Genomic DNA, 20,010 nt, shown 5'->3' on the forward strand with positions numbered 1-20,010 from the left:
ATGGGGATCCAAGAGTGGACCTGGGTGACCGTCGGCCTGACGTTCGCCGCGTACCTCTACATCGGCTACCGGAGCCGCGTTGCCAACACGGAGGGGTTCTACGTCGCCGGCCAGGGCGTGCCGGCGATCGCCAACGGCGCGGCCACGGCGGCCGACTGGATGAGCGCGGCGTCGTTCATCTCGATGGCCGGGATCATCGCGTTCCAGGGGTACGACGGGAGCGTCTACCTCATGGGCTGGACCGGCGGCTACGTCCTGCTGGCCCTCCTCCTCGCCCCGTTCCTCCGCAAGTTCGGCCAGTACACCGTGCCCGACTTCGTGGCCGAGCGCTACGACTCCCAGACGGCACGCCTGGTGGCCGCCGTCGCCGCCATCTTCGTCTCGTTCACCTACGTCGCCGGGCAGATGGGCGGCGTCGGCGTCGCGTTCAGCCGGTTCCTCCAGGTCCCGTTCGAGTGGGGCGTCGTGATCGGGATGGCCATCGTGGCCTTCTTCGCCGTCCTCGGCGGGATGAAGGGGATCACGTACACGCAGGTGGCTCAGTACTGCGTGCTCATCGTGGCCTACACGATCCCGGCCGTCGCCATCGCCGTGACGCTCTTCGGCAACCCGATCCCGCAGGTCGCCATCGGCGAAGCGCTGCCGTTGCTGGACGGGCTCCAGACCGACCTCGGGCTCGACCCGTACAGCAGCCCGTTCGTCAACAACGACCTGCTCAACGTCGTCTGCATCACGCTCTGCCTGATGGTGGGCACGGCCGGGCTGCCGCACGTGATCGTCCGGTTCTACACCGTCAAGTCGGTCCGCGACGCGCGGTGGTCGGCGTTCTGGGCGCTCCTGTTCATCGCGCTCCTCTACACGACGGCGCCGGCGATCGCCATCTTCGCCAAGACGGCGATCCTGCAGCAGTACACGGACCTCGGGACGGCCGGCTTCCTCGACCAGGCTTGGGTCCAGAACTGGGCCGCGACCGGCCTGATCGACACCGGCGCCATCGCCGCCAGCGGCGACGTGTCGACGTTCCTTGGCGCCATCAACCGCGACATCATCGTGCTGGCGACGCCCGAGATCGCCGGCCTCGGCGCGTTCATCGTGGCCCTCGTGGCGGCCGGCGGGCTGGCGGCCGCGCTCTCGACGGCCTCGGGCCTGCTCCTCGTGATCTCGTCGTCGCTGGCGCACGACATCTACGGCAAGGTCCTCAACCCCGGCGCCGACGACGCCAAACGGCTCCGCGTAGGCCGCGCGATGATCTTCCTGGCCGTCCTCCTCGCCGGGCTCCTGGGGATCTACCCGCTCGGGTTCGTGGCCGAGGTCGTGGCGTTCGCGTTCGGCCTCGCGGCCGCCTCGTTCTTCCCGACGATCGTGCTCGGCATCTTCTGGAAGCGGGCCAACCGGCAGGGCGCGATCGCCGGGATGGCCGTCGGCCTCGCGTTCACGTTCGTCATGATCGTGCTGATGCGGGCGAGCGTCGTCGCGCCGAACACGTTCCCGGAGCCGATCATCGAGAGCTTCCTGGGCATCAAGGCGCAGGGGATCGGCGTGGTCGGGATGCTGCTCAACTTCGCGCTGACGGTCGGCGTGAGCCTGGCGACGGCGCCGCCGCCGGAGCGCGTCCAGCGGCTCGTCGAGCAGATCCGGTACCCCCGCGTGATGACCGAGGCGGAGTTGGACGGGCCGACGGCGTAGTGCCCGTCGCTCCGCTCGACCGGGTCGCCCGCCTCGGGTGTGCCCGGCACGCGCTCCTGATCGCCGGGCTGCTCGTGCTCGCGATCGGGATCGCCGTGGCCCGGAACTGGGGCGCCGTCTCGCGCGCCCTCGGCGACGCGTCGGCGATGGCGGAGGGCGCCGACGAGGCCCGCGCCCTGGAGACGCCGGACGACCTCCTCGACTGGATCCGCCGGCACCCCGACCGCGGCACGCTCGTCGTGTGGGATCTGAAGGCCGACTCGGCGGTGATGACTGTTGGGAACGCGGGCGCCCTCCGCCCCGCCGTCGCGCTCCCGCTCGTCGGGCCGATGGCCGACCTCCTCGTGCACGGCGACACGGCGGCGGTCCCGGCATCGGCGCTCCGCACACTGCCCGGCGTCGAGCGGCCGTCGTCCGACTCGGCGGCCGTCCCGTTCGCGACGCTAGCGCGTCGCGCCCTCCGGGGCGACCGTGCAGCCGGCGACGCGATCCTCCTCCGGGCCCGCACGGCCGAGGTGGCGTGGGAGGGCGGGGTCCCGCTCGACGGTCTGTTCGTCGCCTGGGCCCAGTCGGCGCGGGCCGACACGCTCGACACGTTCCTCGCCAGCGGCCAAGCGGATCGTGCGGCGTGGGCCCTCAGCCGCCGGCTCCGCACCGACGACGTCTTCCGCGACGCGACCGAGGCGGACCTCGCCGCGCACGGCCTCGGGCTCTCGCTCGACGCCCAGCGCCGGGCCGCAGCTGCGACGTTCCCCCGGCTCCGAGCCACCATCCTCACCCGCGAGGTGGCCGACCTGGCCCGCGGCGACTCGGCCGCGCTCGCGATCCTGACTGAGCCCGCCACCGACTCGCTGCACGCGCGCGGCGGTGCGCGCCTCGGCGTGTTCGGCGGCGGCTTCCCCGGTCTCCAGTCGACGGCCGGCGTCCTCACGCGAGCGGACGGCCGCGGCCGCGTCGTGGTCCTCCTGCTCGACGGCCTCCCGCACGCCGTCTTTTATCACCTCGCGCAGACCGGGCTCGATGTCGGCCTCGTGCTCGACCAGCTCGGCCTCGACGAGTAGGCCCGCCTCGGTCCGCCCGCGGAGGCCCCGAGGCGGAGGGCGTCGGAATCCTCCGTGCAGGAAGCGCTTTTGCGCTCCGGGCCCGGGAAGGACCCGAGGGCGAGAGCCGTTCGGCACACAAACGATGACGCTCCTGATGTCCGACGCCCTCCGCCGCCAGTCGCTCACGCTCACCGCGTTCCTGGCCGGCCTCTCCGCCCTCGCCTCGCTCTCCATCGACATGGGGCTGCCGGGGATCCCGGCGCTCGAAGCCGCGCTGCCGTCCGCCGCCGGGCAGGGCGCGCTGACGCTCAGCCTGTTCATGGTCGGGTTCGCGATCTCGCCGCTCGTGGCCGGGCCCTTCTCCGACCGCTTCGGGCGCCGGCAGTCGCTGCTCATCGGCCTCGTCGCGTTCACCGGGTCGGCCCTCGTCTGCGCCGCCGCGCCGACGTTCGAGACGCTCCTCGCGGCGCGGCTCGTGCAGGGCGCCGTGGCCGGGCTGTGCGTCACGCAGCCGCTCGCGATCGTCCGCGACCTGCTCGACGGACCGGACGCCCGGAAGCAGATCGCGCAGGTCGCCGTCGTCCTCGGCCTTTCCCCGCTGGCGGCCCCCGTGCTCGGCGGGGTCGTCCTCGCCTGGGGCGACTGGCGGACCATCTACTTCGTGCAGGCCGCCATCAGCGCGGCGCTGTTCGTGTGGACGCTCGTCGCCTTCCCGGAGTCGCTCCCGCTGCGCCGCCGCCAGCGGCTCGATGTCCGGCAGGTGTCTCGGAGCTACCGCGCCGTGTTCGGCAACCGGACGTTCCTGGGCTACGCGCTCGTCTACGCCGTCGGGTTCGGGGCCCTCTTCACCTACGTCGCCGGCTCGCCCGACGTGTTCATCGGCGAGTTCGGGCTGAGCGAGGGCGCCTACTCCGGCGCGTTCGCGCTGACGGCGTTCGGGCTCGTCCTCGGCTCGTTCCTCAACTCGCGGCTGACGACGACCCCGGGGCGACGCGTGCTCCAGGTCGGGCTGGCGGTCGGCCTCGCGTGCTCCGTGGTCGCGCTCGGGTTGGCCGCCACCGGCCACCTCTCGGCGGGCCTCCTCGTCGGGCTCGTGTTCGCCCTCATGATCGCGTTCGGGGCGATCTCGCCGACGGCCAACCACGAGGCCATCCAGCCGCTCCCGCACGTGGCCGGGGCCGCCTCGGGCTCCATCCGGAGCGTGCAGATGGTCATGGGCGCGAGCGCCAGCGCCGCGTTCACCGTGCTCGCTGGCGGCCTGTTTCCGGACCCTGTACTCGCGATGACCGTCCAGATGACGGTCCTTATGCTGGCGACGGTTGGCGTCTACGCCCTCCTCGTCCGCGGCACGCCCGAGGCGGACGGGGCTACGACGTGACCGCGGCCGGCACCTCGGCCCGGACCCGCTGACGGATCCCGTCGAACGCCTTTGGGTCCGTGGCCGGCGGGCCCGACGCCTCGACGCCCTCGGCGGCCTGGCGGGCGGCCTCGATCCGGTCCTCCTCGAGGGGGTGCGTCGCGAACCACCGCTCCAGCGGTCCGGGCGCGCGCTGGCGGAGCGCCGTGAGCGTCTCGAACATGGCCGCCATGCCGCCGGGGTCGTAGCCGGCCGCGGCGAGGTACTCGAGCCCGAGCCCGTCGGCCTCCTCCTCGTCGGACCGGGAGAACCGCGCGAGCGCGCTCTGCCCGACGAGTTCGGCCACGATCTGCCGGACCACGCCGGGGTCGTCGCCGAGGACGAGCCCGGCGACGAGCGACAGGCCGTAGGCCTTGACCATCCGCTCGGTCCCGTGGCGGGCCGCCCCGTGGGCGACTTCGTGGGCCACGACGCTCGCCAGCTCGTCCTGCGTCTCGGCCGCCGCGATGGTTCCGGCGTTGACGTAGACGTGGCCACCCGGGAGGGCGAACGCGTTGACGGCCGCGTCGTCGAGGACCGTGAACGTCCACTCGCGGTCGGCCAGCTCGGTCTGGGCGGCGAGGGCACCGCCGAGACGGTCGAGGTAGGCCTGCGCCGCCGCGTCCGGGAGCGGATCCGTCTGCGCCTCCACCTCGGCCGCCAGCTCGTCGCCGAGCGCCCACTCGTCGTCGAGCGAGACGAGGTTGACGTCGCCGCGGTTGACGCCCGAACAGGTGCAGCCCGGGACGACGGCGAAGGCGAGGACGAAGAGGAGGGCGCGCATGGGGTGACGGATGGGCCTCGCCTCTACGCGCTCGCGTTGCCAAGGCTTCCGCGGACCTGCCCGCCTCGGCGGCGTCCCCGAGGCGGGCGAAACCGGATCAGTTCCGGCGAGCCCAGGCGATCGCGACGCCGGCCGCGAGGGCCGCGCCGAGCGACGCCATCGGCCGCTGCTGGATCTGCGTCCACGCGCTCGACTTGAACACGTGGCCGTCGGCGTTGCCGCTCACGCGGACGGCCCCCGTCGGCGGCTCGTGGAGCGCGCCCTCGGTCGGGCCGGCGATGGGCTCGCCCTTCTGAAGGCCGAAGAACGCGCCTTCCATCAGCTTGTCGGTGAGGCGCGGGGCGACGCCGCCGAGGACCGCGACGACGCCGTCCTTCGCGCCGACCGTCACGTTCCGCTGCGGGTGCTCGGCCGCGTGGAGGATGGCCCGGGCCACGACCTCCGGCGCGTACGTCGGCGGCGGGAGCTTGGCCTCGCGGTCCATGTGGTTCGCCGCGTGCTCGGCGTACGGCGTGTTGATCGCGCTCGGCTTGACGAGCGTGACGCTCACCGGCACGCCCTCCTTCTCGAGCTCCATCCGGAGCGCGTCGGTGAACCCCTTGACGGCGTGCTTCGAGGCCGAGTAGTGGCCCTGAAGCGGGATCGCCCGGTCGCTCAGCACCGACCCCACGTTGATGAGCGCGCCCGACGAGCCTTTCTCACGGAAGTGCTTCGCCGCCGTCAGGCTCCCGTGGACGACGCCCCAGTAGTTCGTCTCGAACAGCTGGCGGGCGTCCTCCTCGGGGATGTCCTTGAGCTCTCCGTACACCGAGACGCCGGCGTTGTTGACCCACGTGTCGAACCCACCGAACGCCTCGTGGGCCGTGTCGTGGATGAGTTGGTGGACGGCCGCGTCGGCGACGTCGGCGGCGACGGTCTCGACGGTCGCGCCCTTGGCGCGGCACTGCGCGGCGGCCTCGTCGAGGTCGTCGGCGGAGCGGGCGGCGAGGACGAGGGTCGCGCCGCGCTCGGCGGCCAGGAGCGCCGTCGCGAGGCCGATCCCGGACGTGGCGCCGGTGATCACGATCGTCTGTTGGTCGAGGGGCTTGAGAGAGACGGACATGGGAGGGGTCGGTGGGAGGGGTGTCCGTTCGACGGTTCCGGCGGCGGGTCGTTCGTCGCCCACCGGCATCTCAGGGGACGCCCCGTGCCCGCAGAGCGCCTCTCGCGCGTCTTCGCCCCGAATCCCCCCGGCCTCGGCGGTGGCGTCACCGAGGCCGGCGGAGCTTGGCGGCTTGACTCCCTCGGCCCCTCGGCCCGACCGCATGCCTCAGATCCGCAACGTCGCCATCGTCGCCCACGTCGACCACGGCAAGACCACCCTCGTCGACAGCCTCCTCTGGCAGTCCGGCACCTTCCGCGACAACCAGGACATCGCCGAGCGGGTCATGGACTCGATGGACCTCGAGCGCGAGAAGGGGATCACCATCATGGCCAAGAACACGGCCGTGCGGTACACCCCCGACGCCGGCGCCCTCGCGGGCGAGGAGGTCAAGATCAACATCGTCGACACGCCGGGCCACGCGGACTTCGGCGGCGAGGTCGAGCGGACGCTCCGGATGGTCGACGGCATCATGCTGCTCGTCGACGCCGCCGAGGGCCCGCTCCCGCAGACGCGGTTCGTGCTGTCGAAGGCTCTCGCGCTTGGGCTCGAGCCGATCGTCGTCATCAACAAGATCGACCGGCAGGACGCCCGCCCCGAGGAGGTGCTCAACGAGGTCTACGACCTCTTTATCGACCTCGACGCGGACGAGCACCAGATCGAGTTCCCAGTCATCTACGCCGTCGCCCGTGACGGCCAGTGCACGACGGAGTTGGGCGGGGAGATGACCGACCTCCGGCCCATCTTCGACGCCATCGTCGACACGATCCCGGCGCCGAAGGGCGACCCCGACGCGCCGCTCCAGGTCCTCGTCACCGACGTGAAGCCGGACAACTTCCTCGGGCCGATCGCCATCGGCCGCGTCGTCAACGGGACGCTGAAGGTCAAGCAGCGCGTGCTCCTCTGCGGGCGCGAGGGCGCGCGGAAGCCGGCGCAGGTGACGCAGCTGTTCGTGAGCGAAGGGCTCGCCCGCGTCGAGGCCGAGAGCGCGCCCGCCGGCGAGATCATCTTGGCCGCCGGGCTCCAGGGCATCGGCCTCGGCGAGTCCGTGGCCGACGCCGACGACCCGAAGCCGCTCGCCGCCCTCTCCATCGACGAGCCGACGCTGTCCATGGAGTTCCGGATCAACGACAGCCCGTTCGTCGGGCGCGACGGGAAGTACGTGACGAGCCGCAACCTCCGCGACCGGCTCATGAAGGAGGGCGAGGCCAACCTCGCGCTCCGGATCGAGGAGACCGACTCGGCCGAGAAGTTCCTAGTCTTCGGCCGCGGCGAGCTCCAGATGGCCATCCTCATCGAGCAGATGCGGCGCGAGGGCTACGAGTTCGCGGTCGGCATGCCGCAGGTGATCACGAAGGAGGTCAACGGGAAGCTCCACGAGCCCTACGAGCGCGCGACGATCGACGTGGCCGAGGAGTTCATGGGCGTCGTGATCGAGACGCTCGGGACGCGGAAGGGCATGATGGTCGAGATGAAGAACAACGGCGGCGGGCGCGTCCGCCTCACGTTCGAGATCCCGGCGCGCGGGCTCATCGGCTACCGGACCGAGTTCCTCACGGACACCAAGGGCACCGGCCTCCTCACGCACATCTTCGACGGGTACCGCCCCTGGGCCGGCCCCATCACGCACCGCGCGACCGGCGCCATCGTGGCCGACCGCCAGGGCAAGGTGACGCCGTACACCGTCGTCAACCTCCAGGAGCGCGGCCAGCTGTTCGTGGGCCCGCAGGACGAAGTCTACAACGGGATGGTCGTCGGCGAGAACGCGCGCGACGAGGACATGGAGGTGAACGCGACGAAGGAGAAGAAGCTGACCAACATGCGGGCCTCGGGCTCGGACAACTTCGAGAAGCTCAACCCGCCCAAGCGGATGTCGCTCGAGGAGGCGATCGAGTTTATCCGCGAGGACGAGCTCATCGAGATCACGCCGAACGCGATGCGGATCCGGAAGCGCCACCTCGACCCGCACGAGCGGAAGCGCGCGGCGATGGCCCGCAAGCAGGAGGCGTAGCCCCCTCCGCCCGCCTCGGCGACGTCACCGAGGCGGGCGGGGACGCAACTCCGACGGCGCCGCGCCGTGCACGGGCACCCGCCGCGTCGCCCGTGCCCCCTCCCGTCTCCGATCTTCGCGGCGCCGCCCGGCTCGCCGCCCGCACCGTCGTCGGCGTGACCGACATCGTCGAGGCGGCGCACGCGACGATCACGCGACCCGTCGGCCGGCCGAGGCGGACGCGCGGGATCACGGGACTCGTCTACCGGATCGTGCGGGCCATGACGCGCGGGGTGGCGCGGCTGCTCGACCGCGGGCTCGCGACCGTCGAACCGTTCGTCGTCCCCGCCGACGCGCCGCCAGCGGCGCGCGAGGCGCTCGTGGCTGCGCTCAACGGCGCCTTCGGCGACGCACTCGACGCCGACGCCAACCCGCTCGCGACGACGACCCACCTCCGCCACGACGGCCGCCCGCTCGACCTCGGTGCCCTCCCTCCGTCGGTGGCGGTGCCGTCCGACGTGCTGCTCGTCCAGGTTCACGGCATCTGCATGCACGACGGGCAGTGGGGCACGGCCGCGCACGACCCCGGCGCCGTGCTGGCCGACGCGCTCGGCGCGACGCGGCTGGCGGTCCGCTACAACAGCGGGCGGCACGTCTCCGAGAACGGACGCGACGTCGCCGACCTCCTCGACCGGGCCGTGACGGCGTGGCCGGTGCCGGTCCGCCGCCTCGTGATCGTCGGGCACAGCATGGGCGGGCTCGTGGCCCGAAGCGCCTTCGAGGCCGCCCGCGCCGCCGGCCACGACTGGCCGACGCGCGACGTGGCGCTCGTCACCCTCGGGACGCCGCACCACGGGGCGCCGCTGGAGCGGATCGGCAACGCCGTCGACGCGCTCCTCGGCGCGACGCGGTGGGGCGCGCCCTACGCCCGCCTCGGGCAGGCGCGCAGCGCGGGCGTCACCGACCTCCGCTTCGGCAGCGTCCACCCCGACGACTGGGCCGAGCGGGACCGGTTCGAGCGCGCCCCCGACGCCCGCCGGCACGTCCCGCTCCCCGACAACGTGACGTGCTACTTCGTGGCCGCGACGACGGGCGACGGGCGCGGCGGCGTCCGCGACCAGACGCTCGGTGACGGCCTCGTCCCGCTCGACAGCGCGCTCGGCCGGCACGCGGACCCGGCTCGCACGCTCACGCCACACGATCGGTGGACGGCCCCTGGCCTCACGCACTTCGACCTTCTCCACCGCCCCGAGGTCACCGCGCGGCTCGTCGGCTGGCTGGCCTGACCGTCCCCGCCTCGGCGCCGAGGCGGCCGGGGTCAGCGGTGCGCGCGGAGCAGAACGTCGTCGCCGGACAGCGTCAGCAGGACGAGCGGGATGGCAGTGGCGGGTAAGAAAGCGACGTCGGCGGCGAGCGTGTCGGTGAGGAGGGCCTCACACAGGTCGCCGTTCGCGTCGTGGACGAACCAGACCTCCCAGCGCTCGCCGTCCGTCTGGCTCTGCCGCTCGAACGTGTGAGTCGCGCACCCACCGCCGTACTGGACGACCGCGCGGAGCGTGTCGCCGTCGAGCGTTGCCGACTCGACGCGGTACGGGTCGCCGAGGTCCGGCCGGTCGAGCCCGCCGACGTTGTCACAGGCGGCGAGAAGCAGAGCGGCGACGAGGACGAGGCGGGACATGGCGCAGAGGCGGATCGGCTCAAGCTATCCGCTCGCCCGGCATCCTCAAGGCGATTCGGCGCGCACCGCCTCCGCGCGGACGAGGGCGAGAAACGAGCGGTAGACGCGGGGGAAGTCGGCGTCGAACGGGACGCGGTTGTGGTCGGCGAAGGCGAACACGACGAGCCGCTTTCGGCCGGGCGGCAGCGGCGAGGCCGCGTACAGCTCCTCGCTCATCCACGCAGGAATCCGTCCGTCGAGTGCGCCCGCCAGTAGGAGCAACGGCGCCTCAATCTCGCGGACCGGCGCGAGGCTGCCCTCGCCCCGCAGCGCCTCGTCCACCCGGAGCCGGACGAACGGGCGGAGGACCGGGAACGCGTGGAGCCGCGCCCGCGCGTACGCCTCCGTCGTCGTCGCCGAGTTCTCGAGGACGACCCCGCCCGCCTTGCGGTGCGCGCCGACGTGGCTCGCCAGAAAGCTCCCCAGCGAGTGCCCGTGGACGACGACGCGCTCGGCCCCGACCTCGGCCGCGACGGCGTCGAACCACGCGAGCGCGTCGGCCTTGAGTGCCTCGACCGAGGCCTCGCCCCCGCTCCGCCCGTAGCCGCGGTGGTCGACCAGGACCACGTCGGCGCCGAGGCGGAGGATCGGGACCAGCTTCTTCATGCCGAGCCACGACATCCGGAAGCTGTTGCCGCCGAAGTAGAGGACGGTCGGCCGGGCGTCGTCGGGGGCCGCGTGGCGCGCGCGCAGGCCGGCGAGCGTCACGCCATCGGACGCTACGAGGGGGAACGTCTCGAGCGTCGTACCCGGGACGGCGTCGGCGACGGCCCCCGCGTCGAGCGCGAGGCCGCCCGCCTCGGCGTCGCGGCGGGGGTGGAGGACGTGGCTCGGCCCGACGTCGAGCGTGACGCAGCCGGAGACGAGGCCGCCGAGGACGAGGAGGAGGAGGCGCATGGGCCCACCCTAACGGGGCCGGCGCAGGCATCGCCTGATGCGGACGCACTACGCGGCGGCACCCGGCACGTGCTGGGTAGGTTCAGGCCGCCCCTCTCCCACCTGCCTGTGGACTTCCTGCCCGTCCCCGACCTCCCGGTCACCGACCCCGTCCTCATCGTGGCGATCACGATGGGGATCCTCCTCGTCGGGCCGCTGCTGTTCGAGCGGTTCCGGATCCCGGGGCTCGTCGGGCTCATCGCCCTCGGCGCCGTCGCCGGGCCGAGCGTGACCGGCCTGCTGGAACGCGACGCGACGTTCGTGCTGCTGGGCACGTTCGGCCTGCTGTACCTCATGTTCATGGCGGGCGTGACGCTCGACCTCGCCGAGTTCGCCCGCCAGCGGACGCGGGCGCTCGCCTTCGGCGCCCTCTCGTTCGCCATGCCGATGGCCCTCGCGCTGACGCTGGCGCCGTCGCTGCTCGGCTACGGGCTCCCGGCCGCGGCCCTCCTCGGCAGCATCGTCGGGAGCCACACGCTCCTGGCGCTGCCCCTCGCCGGCCGGCTCGGCGTGGCGAAGAACAGCGCGATCGTGGTCGCGACCGGGGCCACGCTCGTCACCGACCTCCTCTCGCTCCTGGTGCTGGCCGTCGTGCAGGGCATCGTCGGCGGCGACGCCGGACCGTCGTTCTGGCTGACGTTCGCGGGGAAGGCGGCCGTGTGGGCCGCGGCCGTGCTGTGGCTCCTGCCGAAAGCGGCGCGCGCGTTCTTCCGGCGCGTCCGCCGAGAGGACGACGCGGCGTTCGCGTTCCTGCTCGCCTCGGTGTTCCTCTCGGCGTGGGCGGCGTCGCTCGCCGGGCTGGCGCCGATCATCGGCGCGTTCCTCGCCGGCATCGCGCTCAACCGGCTGATCCCGAAGCAGAGCCCGCTCATGACGCGGCTCCGGTTCGTCGGCGACGCCATCCTCGTCCCGTTCTTCCTCGTGTCAGTCGGGCTTCTGGTGGACGTCCGCGTGCTGGGGTCGCTGCAAGTGTGGACCTACGCCCTCCTGTTCACGACGCTGGTCCTCGTCGGCAAGGGCGGGGCGGCGGTCTTGGGGGTCCCGTTCTTCGGGTTCTCCCGAGACGAGGCCGGGACGGTAGCCGGCCTCACGTTCCCCCAGGCCGCGGCGACGCTGGCCGTCACGCTCATCGGGTTCGACATCGGGCTGTTCTCGCAGACGGTCGTCAACGCCGTCGTCCTCGTCATCGTCCTGACGTGCCTCATCGGGCCGAGCCTCGTGCAGGCGTTCGGGCGGAAGGTCGCGCTCGCCGAGGCCGAGCAGCCGTACGAGCCGGCGGAGGCGCCGGAACGGATCCTCGTGCCGCTCGCCAACCCCGAGACGGCAGAGGACCTGATGGAGCTCGCGCTCCTCCTCCGGAGCCCGCAGAGCGAGGAGCCCGTCTACCCCATCGCCGTCGCTCGCGGCGGCCCCGACGAGGCGTCGAACGTGGCCGAGGCCGAACGACTCATGGAGAAGGCCGTGCTCCACGCGACGGCCGCCAGCGTGCCCGTCTCGCCGACCGTCCGGATCGACGACAACCCGGTCCGGGGGATCGTCCGCGGCGCGCGCGAGCTCAGGGCGTCGGAGATCGTGGCCGGGTGGAACGGCCAGCGGACGCCCGGCGCGCTCGTGTTCGGCCAGGTCATCGACGGGGTCCTCGAGGAGAGCCGGGCGATGGCGATCGTGGCCCGGCTCTCGGCGCCGCTCGCGGCGGCCCGACGGCTCGTCGTCGTCGTCCCGCCCCAGGTCTACCGCGAGTCCGGGTTCGGGCGGGCCGTCCGCGTGATGAAGGTCCTGGCGGCGCAGAAGGGGCTCCGGCTCCTCGTGATCACGACCGAAGCCGACGCCGACGAGGTCGAGGCCCGCTTCGCCGCGACGGGCCCGGAGGCGACGATCGAGGTGGAGCCCGTCGACGGGTGGTCGGTCCGCGTGCTCGACGAGGTCGTGCAGACGGGCGACGTGCTGGCGCTCGTGGGCGTCCGCCGCGGGACGGTCGCGTGGCGGCCGGCGCTCCAGCGGCTCCCGCGCGTGCTCGCCCGGCGCTACCCCGAGGTCGACCTCCTCTCGATCACGCTCTCCGAGGCCGACGTCGTGCCGATGCTGGCGGAGGCCGTCGATGGCGACGGCGTGGCCGACCTCAGCCTCCCGCCGTCCCACATCGCGCTCGACCTCACGCCCGACGCGCCCGAGCCGCTCCTCCGTCGGATCCTCCTCGGCGGCTTCCCCCACGAGCCGCGCACGGCCGCGGCCCTCGCCGCCCGCCTCGTGTCCGACGACTCCGACGACGCGCCGGAGATCATGCCGGGCGTCGTGTTCTACCACGCGCACGTCGCCGAGGTCGAGGTGCCGCAGACGTTCGTCGGCGTGTGTCCGAAGGGCGCCCGGGTCCCGCACGCCGGGCAGCCGGCCCGTGTCCTCGTGGTCTTGCTGGCGCCGGCGGCGATGGCGCCCGAGGCGTACCTCGGCCAGCTCGCCGTGACGGCCCAGCTCGTCCGCTCCGACGCGACGGTCGAGGCGCTCGTCGAGGCCGAGACGCCGGAGGCCGCCCGCGCGCTCCTCTTCGACACGCTCCGCGGCGACCTCGACCCGGGCGAGCCCGAGTCTCCCGAGACCGAGGTCCGCACCTCGGTCTCGGCCCACTGAGGCGCCGACCCGCGTCGGACGCGACCGGCCTCGGGCGTCGGACGCGACCCCGCTGGGGTCGGAATCTGCGAACGCGCGGCCGAGGGGCCGCCAAGACTCTGTGGAGCCGGTCAAGTTTGGGCCGCTGGTCCCGATACCTGACGTAACTCTTGTCACCCGAGTGGCGTCTCTTACCACGACTGCCGCCTAGACCGATGCCCCCACCCGCCGAAGCCCCCTACGAGATCGTCCCCGCCGGCCCGCAACTGCGGTCGGTCGCGTGGCCGCAGGTCGGCTTCCTGGCATTCGTGGTGCTCGCGGCGCTGTTCCCGCTCGGGCTGGCCCTCGTGCTGGCGGTCTAGCGAGGGGCTCGGGGTCGAGGGATCCCCGAGCGACGAGGAGGTTCGGAACCGTGGGGCCCGTGCGCTCATCCCGTAGGCCCCCTCCCCCCTCCTCATGCCCGCCCGCCTCGGCCACCTCCGCCTCGACGTCGCCGACCTCGACCGCCAGACGGAGTTCTACACGCGAGCCCTCGGCCTGACCGTCCGCGAGCGGGCGACCGACGAGCAGAGTCACTACGCGTTTCTCACCGACGCCCAGCCGATCCCCGGCGGTGACGACGACGGGATGCACCACCGGCTGGTGCTCCGGCAGGCCCGGGACGGATCACCGCCCGGCCCGACCGGCCGGTTCGACCACTTCGCCTGGGAGGTCGACGATGAGGCCGAACTGCTGGCGGTTGTCGAGCGGCTCCGCGAGATGGGGGTCGAGACGGACCTCCAGGACGCGCAGATCGCGTGGCAGTGCTATGTCGAGGACCCCGAGGGCACGCGGCTCGAGGTCTACTGCGACCGGCGGACGCGCCCCGACGGCGCCCCGCTCTGGCAGGGCCAGCAGGAGGATCTGGACGAGGCCCGGCTCCGAGAGGTGGCGGGCTGACCCCGGCCGCCTCGACGTCGAGGCGAGGCCACTCAGCCGCCCCGGTCCTCCGCCTCCTCGTCGTTCCAGTACCCCCAGCTCGACTCGCGGACGCGGTCGTCGCCGAGGCCGGTGAACAGCATGAGCGGGCGGATCCAGCCGTGGACCGTCTTGCGGAATCGGCCCTGTTCGAGCCGACGGTGATCCCGCTCGTACACCTTCAGGCCCTTCGCGTAGATCACGCGCCAGCCGGCCTTCCGCACGCTCCACAGCGCGTAGATGTCCTCGTTGGCCGTCAGCGCCGGGTCGAAGCCGCCGGCGTCGAGGAGCGCGCGGCGACGGTGGATCATGTTCGAGCCCGAGCCGGCCGGGATTGTCAGCCACGCCATCGCGCGGATGCCGAACGAGAACAGCTTGTAGTAGGTCTTGTAGTCGTCGTCGGCGGAGAGCTTGGCGCCCTGGACCGCGCCGACCTGCTGGCTCACCTTCAGCGCCTCCCACTCCCGCCAGTAGTCGTCACCGAACGACATGTCGGCGTCGGTGAAGAGCACCCACTCCGTCTCGGCCCGCTCCAGGCCGATCTGCCGCGCCTCGGGGATCGTGCCGGCGTCCTCGATGATCGTCGTCCGCTCGGGGCGGCGCCGGCGGATGATCTCGCGCGTGTCGTCCGTGCTCGCGTCGACGACGACGAGCGCGACGCGGTCATCGAGGCTGTCGAGGAACGGGCCGATGTTGCCGGCCTCGTCCTTCGTGGGAACGACGACGGTGAGGTCTTCGAGGCGCATGAGGATCGGTTCTGCCGCGTCCCCGCGTCACCCTGAAGCGGGAGCGCCGAAGGGTCTCGTGTCAGCGGACGCGGCGCTCGCGAACGAGCGGAACGGTCGAGTCCACCGAGATCCTTCGCTTAGGATGACAAGGGAGGAGGCCCCGGCGGCGACGGCCGCCCGCGGGGCCGGACGCTAGCGGGGGGAGCGGGATGCACCACCCGGGGCGGCGGGCTCGAGGCCGAGGACGTCCTCCCCCTGCTCGAACACGACGTCGACGGGGATGCCCGCCTCGGCGACGCGGTCGAGCGAGGCCGTGAGCGCCGGCGTCGTCCGGCCGTACTCGCGGACGAACGTGTCGACGGCGTCGTAGTCGCCGTCGCCCTGGAGCGTGAGGATCCGGCCGGCGAGGGCCTCGACGGCCTCCGACATCTGCTCCGGCACGACGCGCCAGACGGTCCCCTCCGGCGTCGACTCCGGCACGATGGCGCCCCTCTCCTCGAAGAAGTTGAGACGGACCAAGTTGGCCCGCCCGTGCGCCGAGGCGGCTCCGAACCGGATCGAGCGGAAGATCGAGGCCACGAACGTCACGTAGTGCTCCTCCAGCGAGGCCTCGTCCCACTCGCCGCGCTCGATCAACTGCTGGACCATGTAGAGCCCGAGCACGTCGGCCTTGCCCTCCTCCAGCGCCGAGTACCGGTCCTGCAGCGCTTCCCGGACCGTGCCCGCGCCGTCGATCGTGTTCTTGATGCCGAGCCCGTGGGCCACCTCGTGGAACATCGTGTTGCCGAAGAAGGCCTCGAACGTCACGAGGTCTCGCTGGTCCTCGGGGATCAGCACCTCGGCCATCGGCACGAGGATCCGGTCGAACTTGGCCCGCATCACGTTCTTGAGCTGGAGCCGGCGCGAGCCCTTCGCGAGCTGGACGGCCTCGTCGTTGGGCAGGTTGATCGCGATCGTCTTGGAGCCCGCGTTGGCCTCGCCGGCCACGAACGCGACGTCGTAGGCCCCGAGGTCGGCGTCGGTCCCGGGCGACTCGGTCTTGTATTCGTCCGGGACGGGCAGGCCGCGCTGGAGGGCTGGGAGGAGTCGGGCGTAGCCCGCCAGCCGCTCGCTCCACGCCATGTCCTTCACGAGGACGTAGGCCTCGGCGCCCGCCTTGTAGCCGGCGAGCCCGTCCTCGTACGTCTCGATCGGCCCGATGATGACGTCGAGCGGGTTCGTCCGCATGTCCATCCAGGCGAGATCGCTCGGCTGGTAGTCGTCGGTGAGGAGCGCGTCGGCGCGGAGGCGGAGGTAGCGGGCGAGGCTCGAGTCCTGGGCGAGGTCGGCGGCGGCACGGAGGTGGGCGGCGGCCCTCCCAAACTCGTCGGCGAACGCCTCGTGGTACGGCACGCCGACGAGCTGGCCGTTCTCGCGGCGGACGAGCGTGTACAGGCCGGTCAGATCGCGCTCCGGGTAGAGGTCGGCCGCCGCCATCAGCTCGTCCTTCGTGAGGTCGGGCGGGTAGAGGTTCGACCCCAGCGGCTTGGCGTCGACGCCCGGCAGGAACGGGGCGTTGCCGTCGAGCCGGTCCCACGGCCCGACGTTGATCGTGACGTAGCGCTGGGCGGCCTCGGAGAGCCCACTCATCAGCGAGTCGCGATCGCCGTACGCCTGCGTCCAGAACACGTCGTCCATGGCGCGGGCCGCGGCGATGAGGTGCGGGAGCATGGCCCGCGTCGAGTCGCTGAGGCCCGAGAGGTCGGCGTCGAGGCGGACCGTCGTGTACTGGCCAAGGAGGTCGCGGAGCGTCGAGTCCTCGGGCGAGGCGGCCTCGATCCCGTCCGTCGTCGCCGTCGGCGACGGGCCATCGACCTGGGCGCTCAACTCACACCCGGCGATGAGGATGGCGGCGAGCAGGCAGAGAAAGGGTTTCATGGGAGTCGGTTCGAGACCGCCCAAGATAGGGGGCGCCCCCACGCCCCTCCCCCACCGACGTCCCAGGCTGCCCCACCGGGCGCCGGGTTCGTCGGGCTCTTCACCGTGTGTCGGGGTGGCGGGATTCGAACCCGCGACCTCCTGCTCCCAAAGCAGGCACGCTAACCGGACTGCGCCACACCCCGAGGACCGCCGTGCGGCCGGACCGGAAGATACGCTCCGCCCTACCTTCTGGCGCCCCACGCCCCCACCCATGACCGACGCCCCCCCGTTCGCCCGTACGATCCGGATCCTCTGGCTCGGCATCTGCGGCGGCGCGTTCGCCATCATGGCCGTCATGGGCTGGCTGGCCGCGACGTCTGGCACCGCCCCGCTGGCCGACTCGCGCGACCTCGTGTTCTACGGCGTCGCGCTCGTCGCCGTCGCGGCCACGGCCGGCGCGTTCGCGCTCTTCCGCATGATGGAGGGCCGGCTGCTCCAGGCCGGCTCCGACGCAGAGGCCGCCGCGCTCATCCGCTCGTTCGGGATCCCGGCGCTGGCGACGGCCGAGCTGCCCGCCATCCTCGGCGCCGTCGGGGCGTTCCTCACGGGCGAGCTCCTCACGCTCGCCTTCGGCGCGACGCTGTTCGCCTTCGCCTGGCTCACGTGGCCCAGCGACGACCGCGTGGGCTACTGGCTGTCGCTGCGCCACCGCGGCTGACCCCGCCTCGGGCGACGCGCCACCGAGGCCGGCGGGAGCCCACAAAAAACGGAGCGGCCTCATGACGAGACCGCTCCGTAACGCTGTCGGCCGGGGCCGAGCTAGGCGGCCTGGGCCGACTTGAGCTCGTCCTGCACGTTGCCGGCCTCGACCATCTTGGACCGGAACTCGAACTGGCCGTTCTGCTTCTTCGAGGCCACGATGATCTTCGCCATCTGCTTGGCCTCGACGCCGGCACCGCGGTTCGTCCGCTGGTTCTTGGAAACCTTCTTCGCCATGGGTCTGGGGGTCTGGGAGGGGTCGGTCCTCTAACGGATCGGGCGCGGCGCTCGTGCCGTCGCTACTTGATCTCGCGGTGGAGCGTGTGCTTCCGGAGGACCGGGTTGTACTTCTTGAGCTCGAGCCGCGACGTCGTGTTGCGGCGGTTCTTCATCGTCGAGTAGCGCGAGGTGCCGGGCGCCTCGGTGCACTCGATCGTGATCTGGTGGCGGACGTCTTTGCCCTTGGCCATCGTCTCGGGGGTCTGTGCGCCCTACGGAGAGCGCGGATGCGGAAGAGGGTTAGACGAGGGACGTGCCCTTGGCGCGGGCCTCCTTCAGGACGGCCGAGATCCCCTTCTTGTTGATCGTCTTGAGCGTCTGGGTCGACACGCGGAGCGTGATCCAGCGATCCTCCTCGGGCACGTAGAACCGCTTCTTCTGCAGGTTCACGTTGAACCGACGCCGCACCTTGTTGTTCGAGTGCGAGACGTGGTTGCCGAACATCGGCTTCTTGCCGGTGAGCTGATCTTTGCGGGCCATCGGTCGGCGCGGCACTCCGCGCGGGAATCTCGGGGGAGGGTCCGACCGCGGCGCGAGGAGCGCACGGCGGCGGAGCCCATGAACCTACGGAGGGGGCGCCCGGGGGACCAACTGCCGAGGGGCCCGAACGTGTGAGTCTGGGGCGAAGAAGGGGAATGGGAGCGGGGAGACAGGAAACGGCGGAGCGCCCGAGCCCCCGCGACGACGGCCCGGACGCTCGGTCCGATCCCCATCTCCCCTTCCCCTCCTCCTTAGAACAGACCGAAACGGACCTGGACGACGTGGTTCCGGCGGCGGAGCTGGCCGAGCAGGCGGCCGTCCTCGACGCCATACGTCGCGTACTCCAGCCGCGCCACGCGCGTCACGAGCGCCGCGCCGGCCGACGGCATCCCCTGGCTCACGCCCCCGCGGAGCTCGAGAAACCGCCCGAGGCGGACGTGGGCGCCGGCCCGGAGCCCGGCCTGCATCGACTGGTCGAAGTCGGAGGTCGCGGCCGACGTGTAGTCGACGGCGAGGCCGCCGGCGGTGAGGCCCGGGACCTCCGGCAGCCGGTACGCCACGCCGACGCGGACGACCGGCGCCGTCTCGCGCCCGTCGAACCGGGCCTCGAGCGCGGCCACCTCGGTCATGTCGTCGGCCATCTCGTCCGTGCCCGACACCGCGATCGAGCGGTCAAACGCGTAGTCGATGCCACTCCCGACGTTCGAGACCTCGGCCCCGACGTCGAGGCCGCGGACGGCCACGTCGGTGGCGAAGAGGCCCGCCGCGAGGCGGACGGCGTCGCCGCGGAAGACGTAGAGCTTCTCGTCGTCGGGGTCGAGCGCGTCGACGGTCGCGGCCTTGGCCGTCACGCGGCGCTGGAGGACCGTGGCCGAGGCGCCCGCGCGGAGCCCGAACGGGAGCGCGGCGCCGAGCGGCGTCTTCGCCAGGTCCACGCCCGCCACGAGCGGCACGGCGAGGTCGGCCTGGCTGTAGAGGTCGACGTACGGGATGCCGGCGCCGCCGTCGCGGATCCGCCCGCGCGTGACCGACTGGCCGTACACGCCGACGCCGAACGCGGCCGGCCCGAACGACGCTCGCACCGACGGCGCGAGCACGCCGAGGTCGGCCGTCTTGGGCTGCGAGCCCACGCGAAGCGCCTCGTCATAGAGCGCCTCCAGCCGGTCGGGGTCCTCCTCCCGGATCGTCTCGATGCCCTCCTCGATGGCCGGGCTGAGCTCGTCGGTGTAGAAGTTGAGCGCCTCCGACACGTTGCCACCCGCGCCGGCCGTCACGCCGAGCACGTTGAGCGAGAACCCGCCCGTGGCGATGTGCGCCGGGTTCGAGAGGAACGGCGAGTCGAGCGTCGGCATCGCCGCGACGGCCCCGCCGGCGGCGAGGCTCGCGAGATCGGTCCCACCCGCGGGCGCCTCCCGCTTGGTCGTGACGTGGGGCTGAGCGAAGACGGGCGCGGCCAGCGCCAACGTGAGCGCGGCGAGGAGCAGACGGGTCATGGGTCCGGGGGGAGAGACCAGGGTGGTGGGCACGGGGCGGCGCACGCCGCCCGGTCCAGGGCCCGAAGGCCGACGTCGTGTGGACCGGGCGGCCGAGCGGCCGGCCCCGGGGGGTGCG

19 protein-coding genes and 1 tRNA gene are annotated in these 20,010 nt (G+C 72.6%); 9 read left to right on the forward strand and 11 right to left on the reverse strand.

The window, feature by feature from the left end:
* The 3 genes from BSZ37_RS00955 to BSZ37_RS00965 all read left to right on the forward strand — a co-directional run bounded on the left by BSZ37_RS00955 (window position 1) and on the right by BSZ37_RS00965 (window position 4,107).
* A complete protein-coding gene (locus BSZ37_RS00955) occupies window positions 1-1,686 on the forward strand; it encodes a sodium:solute symporter family protein (protein ID WP_095508746.1) in 1,686 nt (561 codons plus the stop codon).
* Window positions 1,686-2,747, forward strand: a complete 1,062-nt coding sequence (locus BSZ37_RS00960; RefSeq protein WP_095508747.1) for a hypothetical protein — start codon at window positions 1,686-1,688, stop codon at window positions 2,745-2,747. The genes BSZ37_RS00955 and BSZ37_RS00960 overlap by 1 nt, the downstream gene beginning before the upstream one ends.
* Window positions 2,748-2,883: 136 nt before the next feature.
* Window positions 2,884-4,107, forward strand: a complete 1,224-nt coding sequence (locus BSZ37_RS00965) for a multidrug effflux MFS transporter (RefSeq protein ID WP_179299411.1) — start codon at window positions 2,884-2,886, stop codon at window positions 4,105-4,107.
* On the opposite strand, the gene BSZ37_RS00970 is transcribed toward BSZ37_RS00965, so the two are convergent.
* Window positions 4,097-4,909, reverse strand: coding sequence for a M48 family metallopeptidase (locus BSZ37_RS00970; protein ID WP_095508749.1), 813 nt, complete (start codon window positions 4,907-4,909; stop codon window positions 4,097-4,099). The genes BSZ37_RS00965 and BSZ37_RS00970 overlap by 11 nt on opposite strands.
* A 97-nt stretch (window positions 4,910-5,006) precedes the next feature.
* Complete coding sequence (locus tag BSZ37_RS00975; RefSeq protein WP_095508750.1) at window positions 5,007-6,011, reverse strand: SDR family oxidoreductase; 1,005 nt, start codon at window positions 6,009-6,011, stop codon at window positions 5,007-5,009.
* 202 nt (window positions 6,012-6,213) lie between these two features.
* Here BSZ37_RS00975 and typA point away from each other — a divergent pair, with 202 nt between their 5' ends.
* A complete protein-coding gene (gene typA / locus BSZ37_RS00980; RefSeq protein WP_095508751.1) occupies window positions 6,214-8,061 on the forward strand; it encodes a translational GTPase TypA in 1,848 nt (615 codons plus the stop codon).
* A gap of 92 nt (window positions 8,062-8,153) precedes the next feature.
* The gene (locus tag BSZ37_RS00985) at window positions 8,154-9,326 is read left to right on the forward strand and encodes an esterase/lipase family protein (protein ID WP_095508752.1); all 1,173 of its coding nucleotides are present in this window, start codon (window positions 8,154-8,156) and stop codon (window positions 9,324-9,326) included.
* A 32-nt stretch (window positions 9,327-9,358) separates the two neighbouring features.
* Here BSZ37_RS00985 and BSZ37_RS00990 read toward each other — a convergent pair whose 3' ends face one another.
* Together BSZ37_RS00990 and BSZ37_RS00995 are read right to left on the reverse strand one after the other, a co-directional pair.
* On the reverse strand, window positions 9,359-9,718 hold the full coding sequence (locus BSZ37_RS00990; protein ID WP_095508753.1) for a hypothetical protein: 360 nt from the start codon (window positions 9,716-9,718) through the stop codon (window positions 9,359-9,361).
* Between the two features lie 45 nt (window positions 9,719-9,763).
* A complete protein-coding gene (locus BSZ37_RS00995; RefSeq protein ID WP_095508754.1) occupies window positions 9,764-10,654 on the reverse strand; it encodes an alpha/beta hydrolase in 891 nt (296 codons plus the stop codon).
* 108 nt (window positions 10,655-10,762) lie between these two features.
* Here BSZ37_RS00995 and BSZ37_RS01000 point away from each other — a divergent pair, with 108 nt between their 5' ends.
* From BSZ37_RS01000 to BSZ37_RS01005, 3 genes are all read left to right on the forward strand, one after another.
* Window positions 10,763-13,318, forward strand: a complete 2,556-nt coding sequence (locus BSZ37_RS01000; RefSeq protein ID WP_095508755.1) for a cation:proton antiporter — start codon at window positions 10,763-10,765, stop codon at window positions 13,316-13,318.
* A gap of 194 nt (window positions 13,319-13,512) precedes the next feature.
* The gene (locus BSZ37_RS21730) at window positions 13,513-13,659 is read left to right on the forward strand and encodes a hypothetical protein (protein WP_179299412.1); all 147 of its coding nucleotides are present in this window, start codon (window positions 13,513-13,515) and stop codon (window positions 13,657-13,659) included.
* Between the two features lie 94 nt (window positions 13,660-13,753).
* Window positions 13,754-14,236 carry a VOC family protein gene (locus BSZ37_RS01005; RefSeq protein ID WP_095508756.1) on the forward strand — a complete coding sequence of 161 codons (483 nt, stop codon included), beginning with the start codon at window positions 13,754-13,756 and terminating at the stop codon, window positions 14,234-14,236.
* A 32-nt stretch (window positions 14,237-14,268) separates the two neighbouring features.
* Here BSZ37_RS01005 and BSZ37_RS01010 read toward each other — a convergent pair whose 3' ends face one another.
* From BSZ37_RS01010 to BSZ37_RS01020, 3 genes are all read right to left on the reverse strand, one after another.
* Window positions 14,269-15,000: a glycosyltransferase family 2 protein gene (locus tag BSZ37_RS01010; RefSeq protein WP_095508757.1), complete on the reverse strand. Its 732-nt coding sequence runs from the start codon at window positions 14,998-15,000 to the stop codon at window positions 14,269-14,271.
* 174 nt (window positions 15,001-15,174) lie between these two features.
* Window positions 15,175-16,899 (reverse strand): dipeptidyl-peptidase 3 family protein, encoded by a 1,725-nt coding sequence (locus tag BSZ37_RS01015; protein WP_095508758.1) that lies wholly within the window; start codon window positions 16,897-16,899, stop codon window positions 15,175-15,177.
* Window positions 16,900-17,009: 110 nt separating this feature from the next.
* Window positions 17,010-17,084: transfer RNA gene (locus BSZ37_RS01020), tRNA-Pro, on the reverse strand.
* A 68-nt stretch (window positions 17,085-17,152) separates the two neighbouring features.
* On the opposite strand from BSZ37_RS01020, the gene BSZ37_RS01025 reads away from it, so the two are divergent.
* Window positions 17,153-17,599, forward strand: a complete 447-nt coding sequence (locus BSZ37_RS01025; protein WP_095508759.1) for a hypothetical protein — start codon at window positions 17,153-17,155, stop codon at window positions 17,597-17,599.
* 101 nt (window positions 17,600-17,700) lie between these two features.
* Here BSZ37_RS01025 and BSZ37_RS21735 read toward each other — a convergent pair whose 3' ends face one another.
* The 4 genes from BSZ37_RS21735 to BSZ37_RS21740 all read right to left on the reverse strand — a co-directional run bounded on the left by BSZ37_RS21735 (window position 17,701) and on the right by BSZ37_RS21740 (window position 19,892).
* Entirely contained in the window at window positions 17,701-17,877 is a 177-nt protein-coding gene (locus BSZ37_RS21735) for a hypothetical protein (protein WP_179299413.1), read from the reverse strand.
* 62 nt (window positions 17,878-17,939) lie between these two features.
* Window positions 17,940-18,110 (reverse strand): 50S ribosomal protein L33, encoded by a 171-nt coding sequence (rpmG, locus tag BSZ37_RS01030; RefSeq protein WP_095508760.1) that lies wholly within the window; start codon window positions 18,108-18,110, stop codon window positions 17,940-17,942.
* A gap of 49 nt (window positions 18,111-18,159) precedes the next feature.
* Window positions 18,160-18,399 (reverse strand): 50S ribosomal protein L28, encoded by a 240-nt coding sequence (gene rpmB / locus BSZ37_RS01035; protein ID WP_095508761.1) that lies wholly within the window; start codon window positions 18,397-18,399, stop codon window positions 18,160-18,162.
* Window positions 18,400-18,650: 251 nt separating this feature from the next.
* Window positions 18,651-19,892 carry a hypothetical protein gene (locus BSZ37_RS21740; RefSeq protein WP_095508762.1) on the reverse strand — a complete coding sequence of 414 codons (1,242 nt, stop codon included), beginning with the start codon at window positions 19,890-19,892 and terminating at the stop codon, window positions 18,651-18,653.
* Window positions 19,893-20,010 lie beyond the last annotated feature (118 nt).

This window comes from Rubrivirga marina (assembly GCF_002283365.1).
Lineage (GTDB): Bacteria > Bacteroidota > Rhodothermia > Rhodothermales > Rubricoccaceae > Rubrivirga > Rubrivirga marina.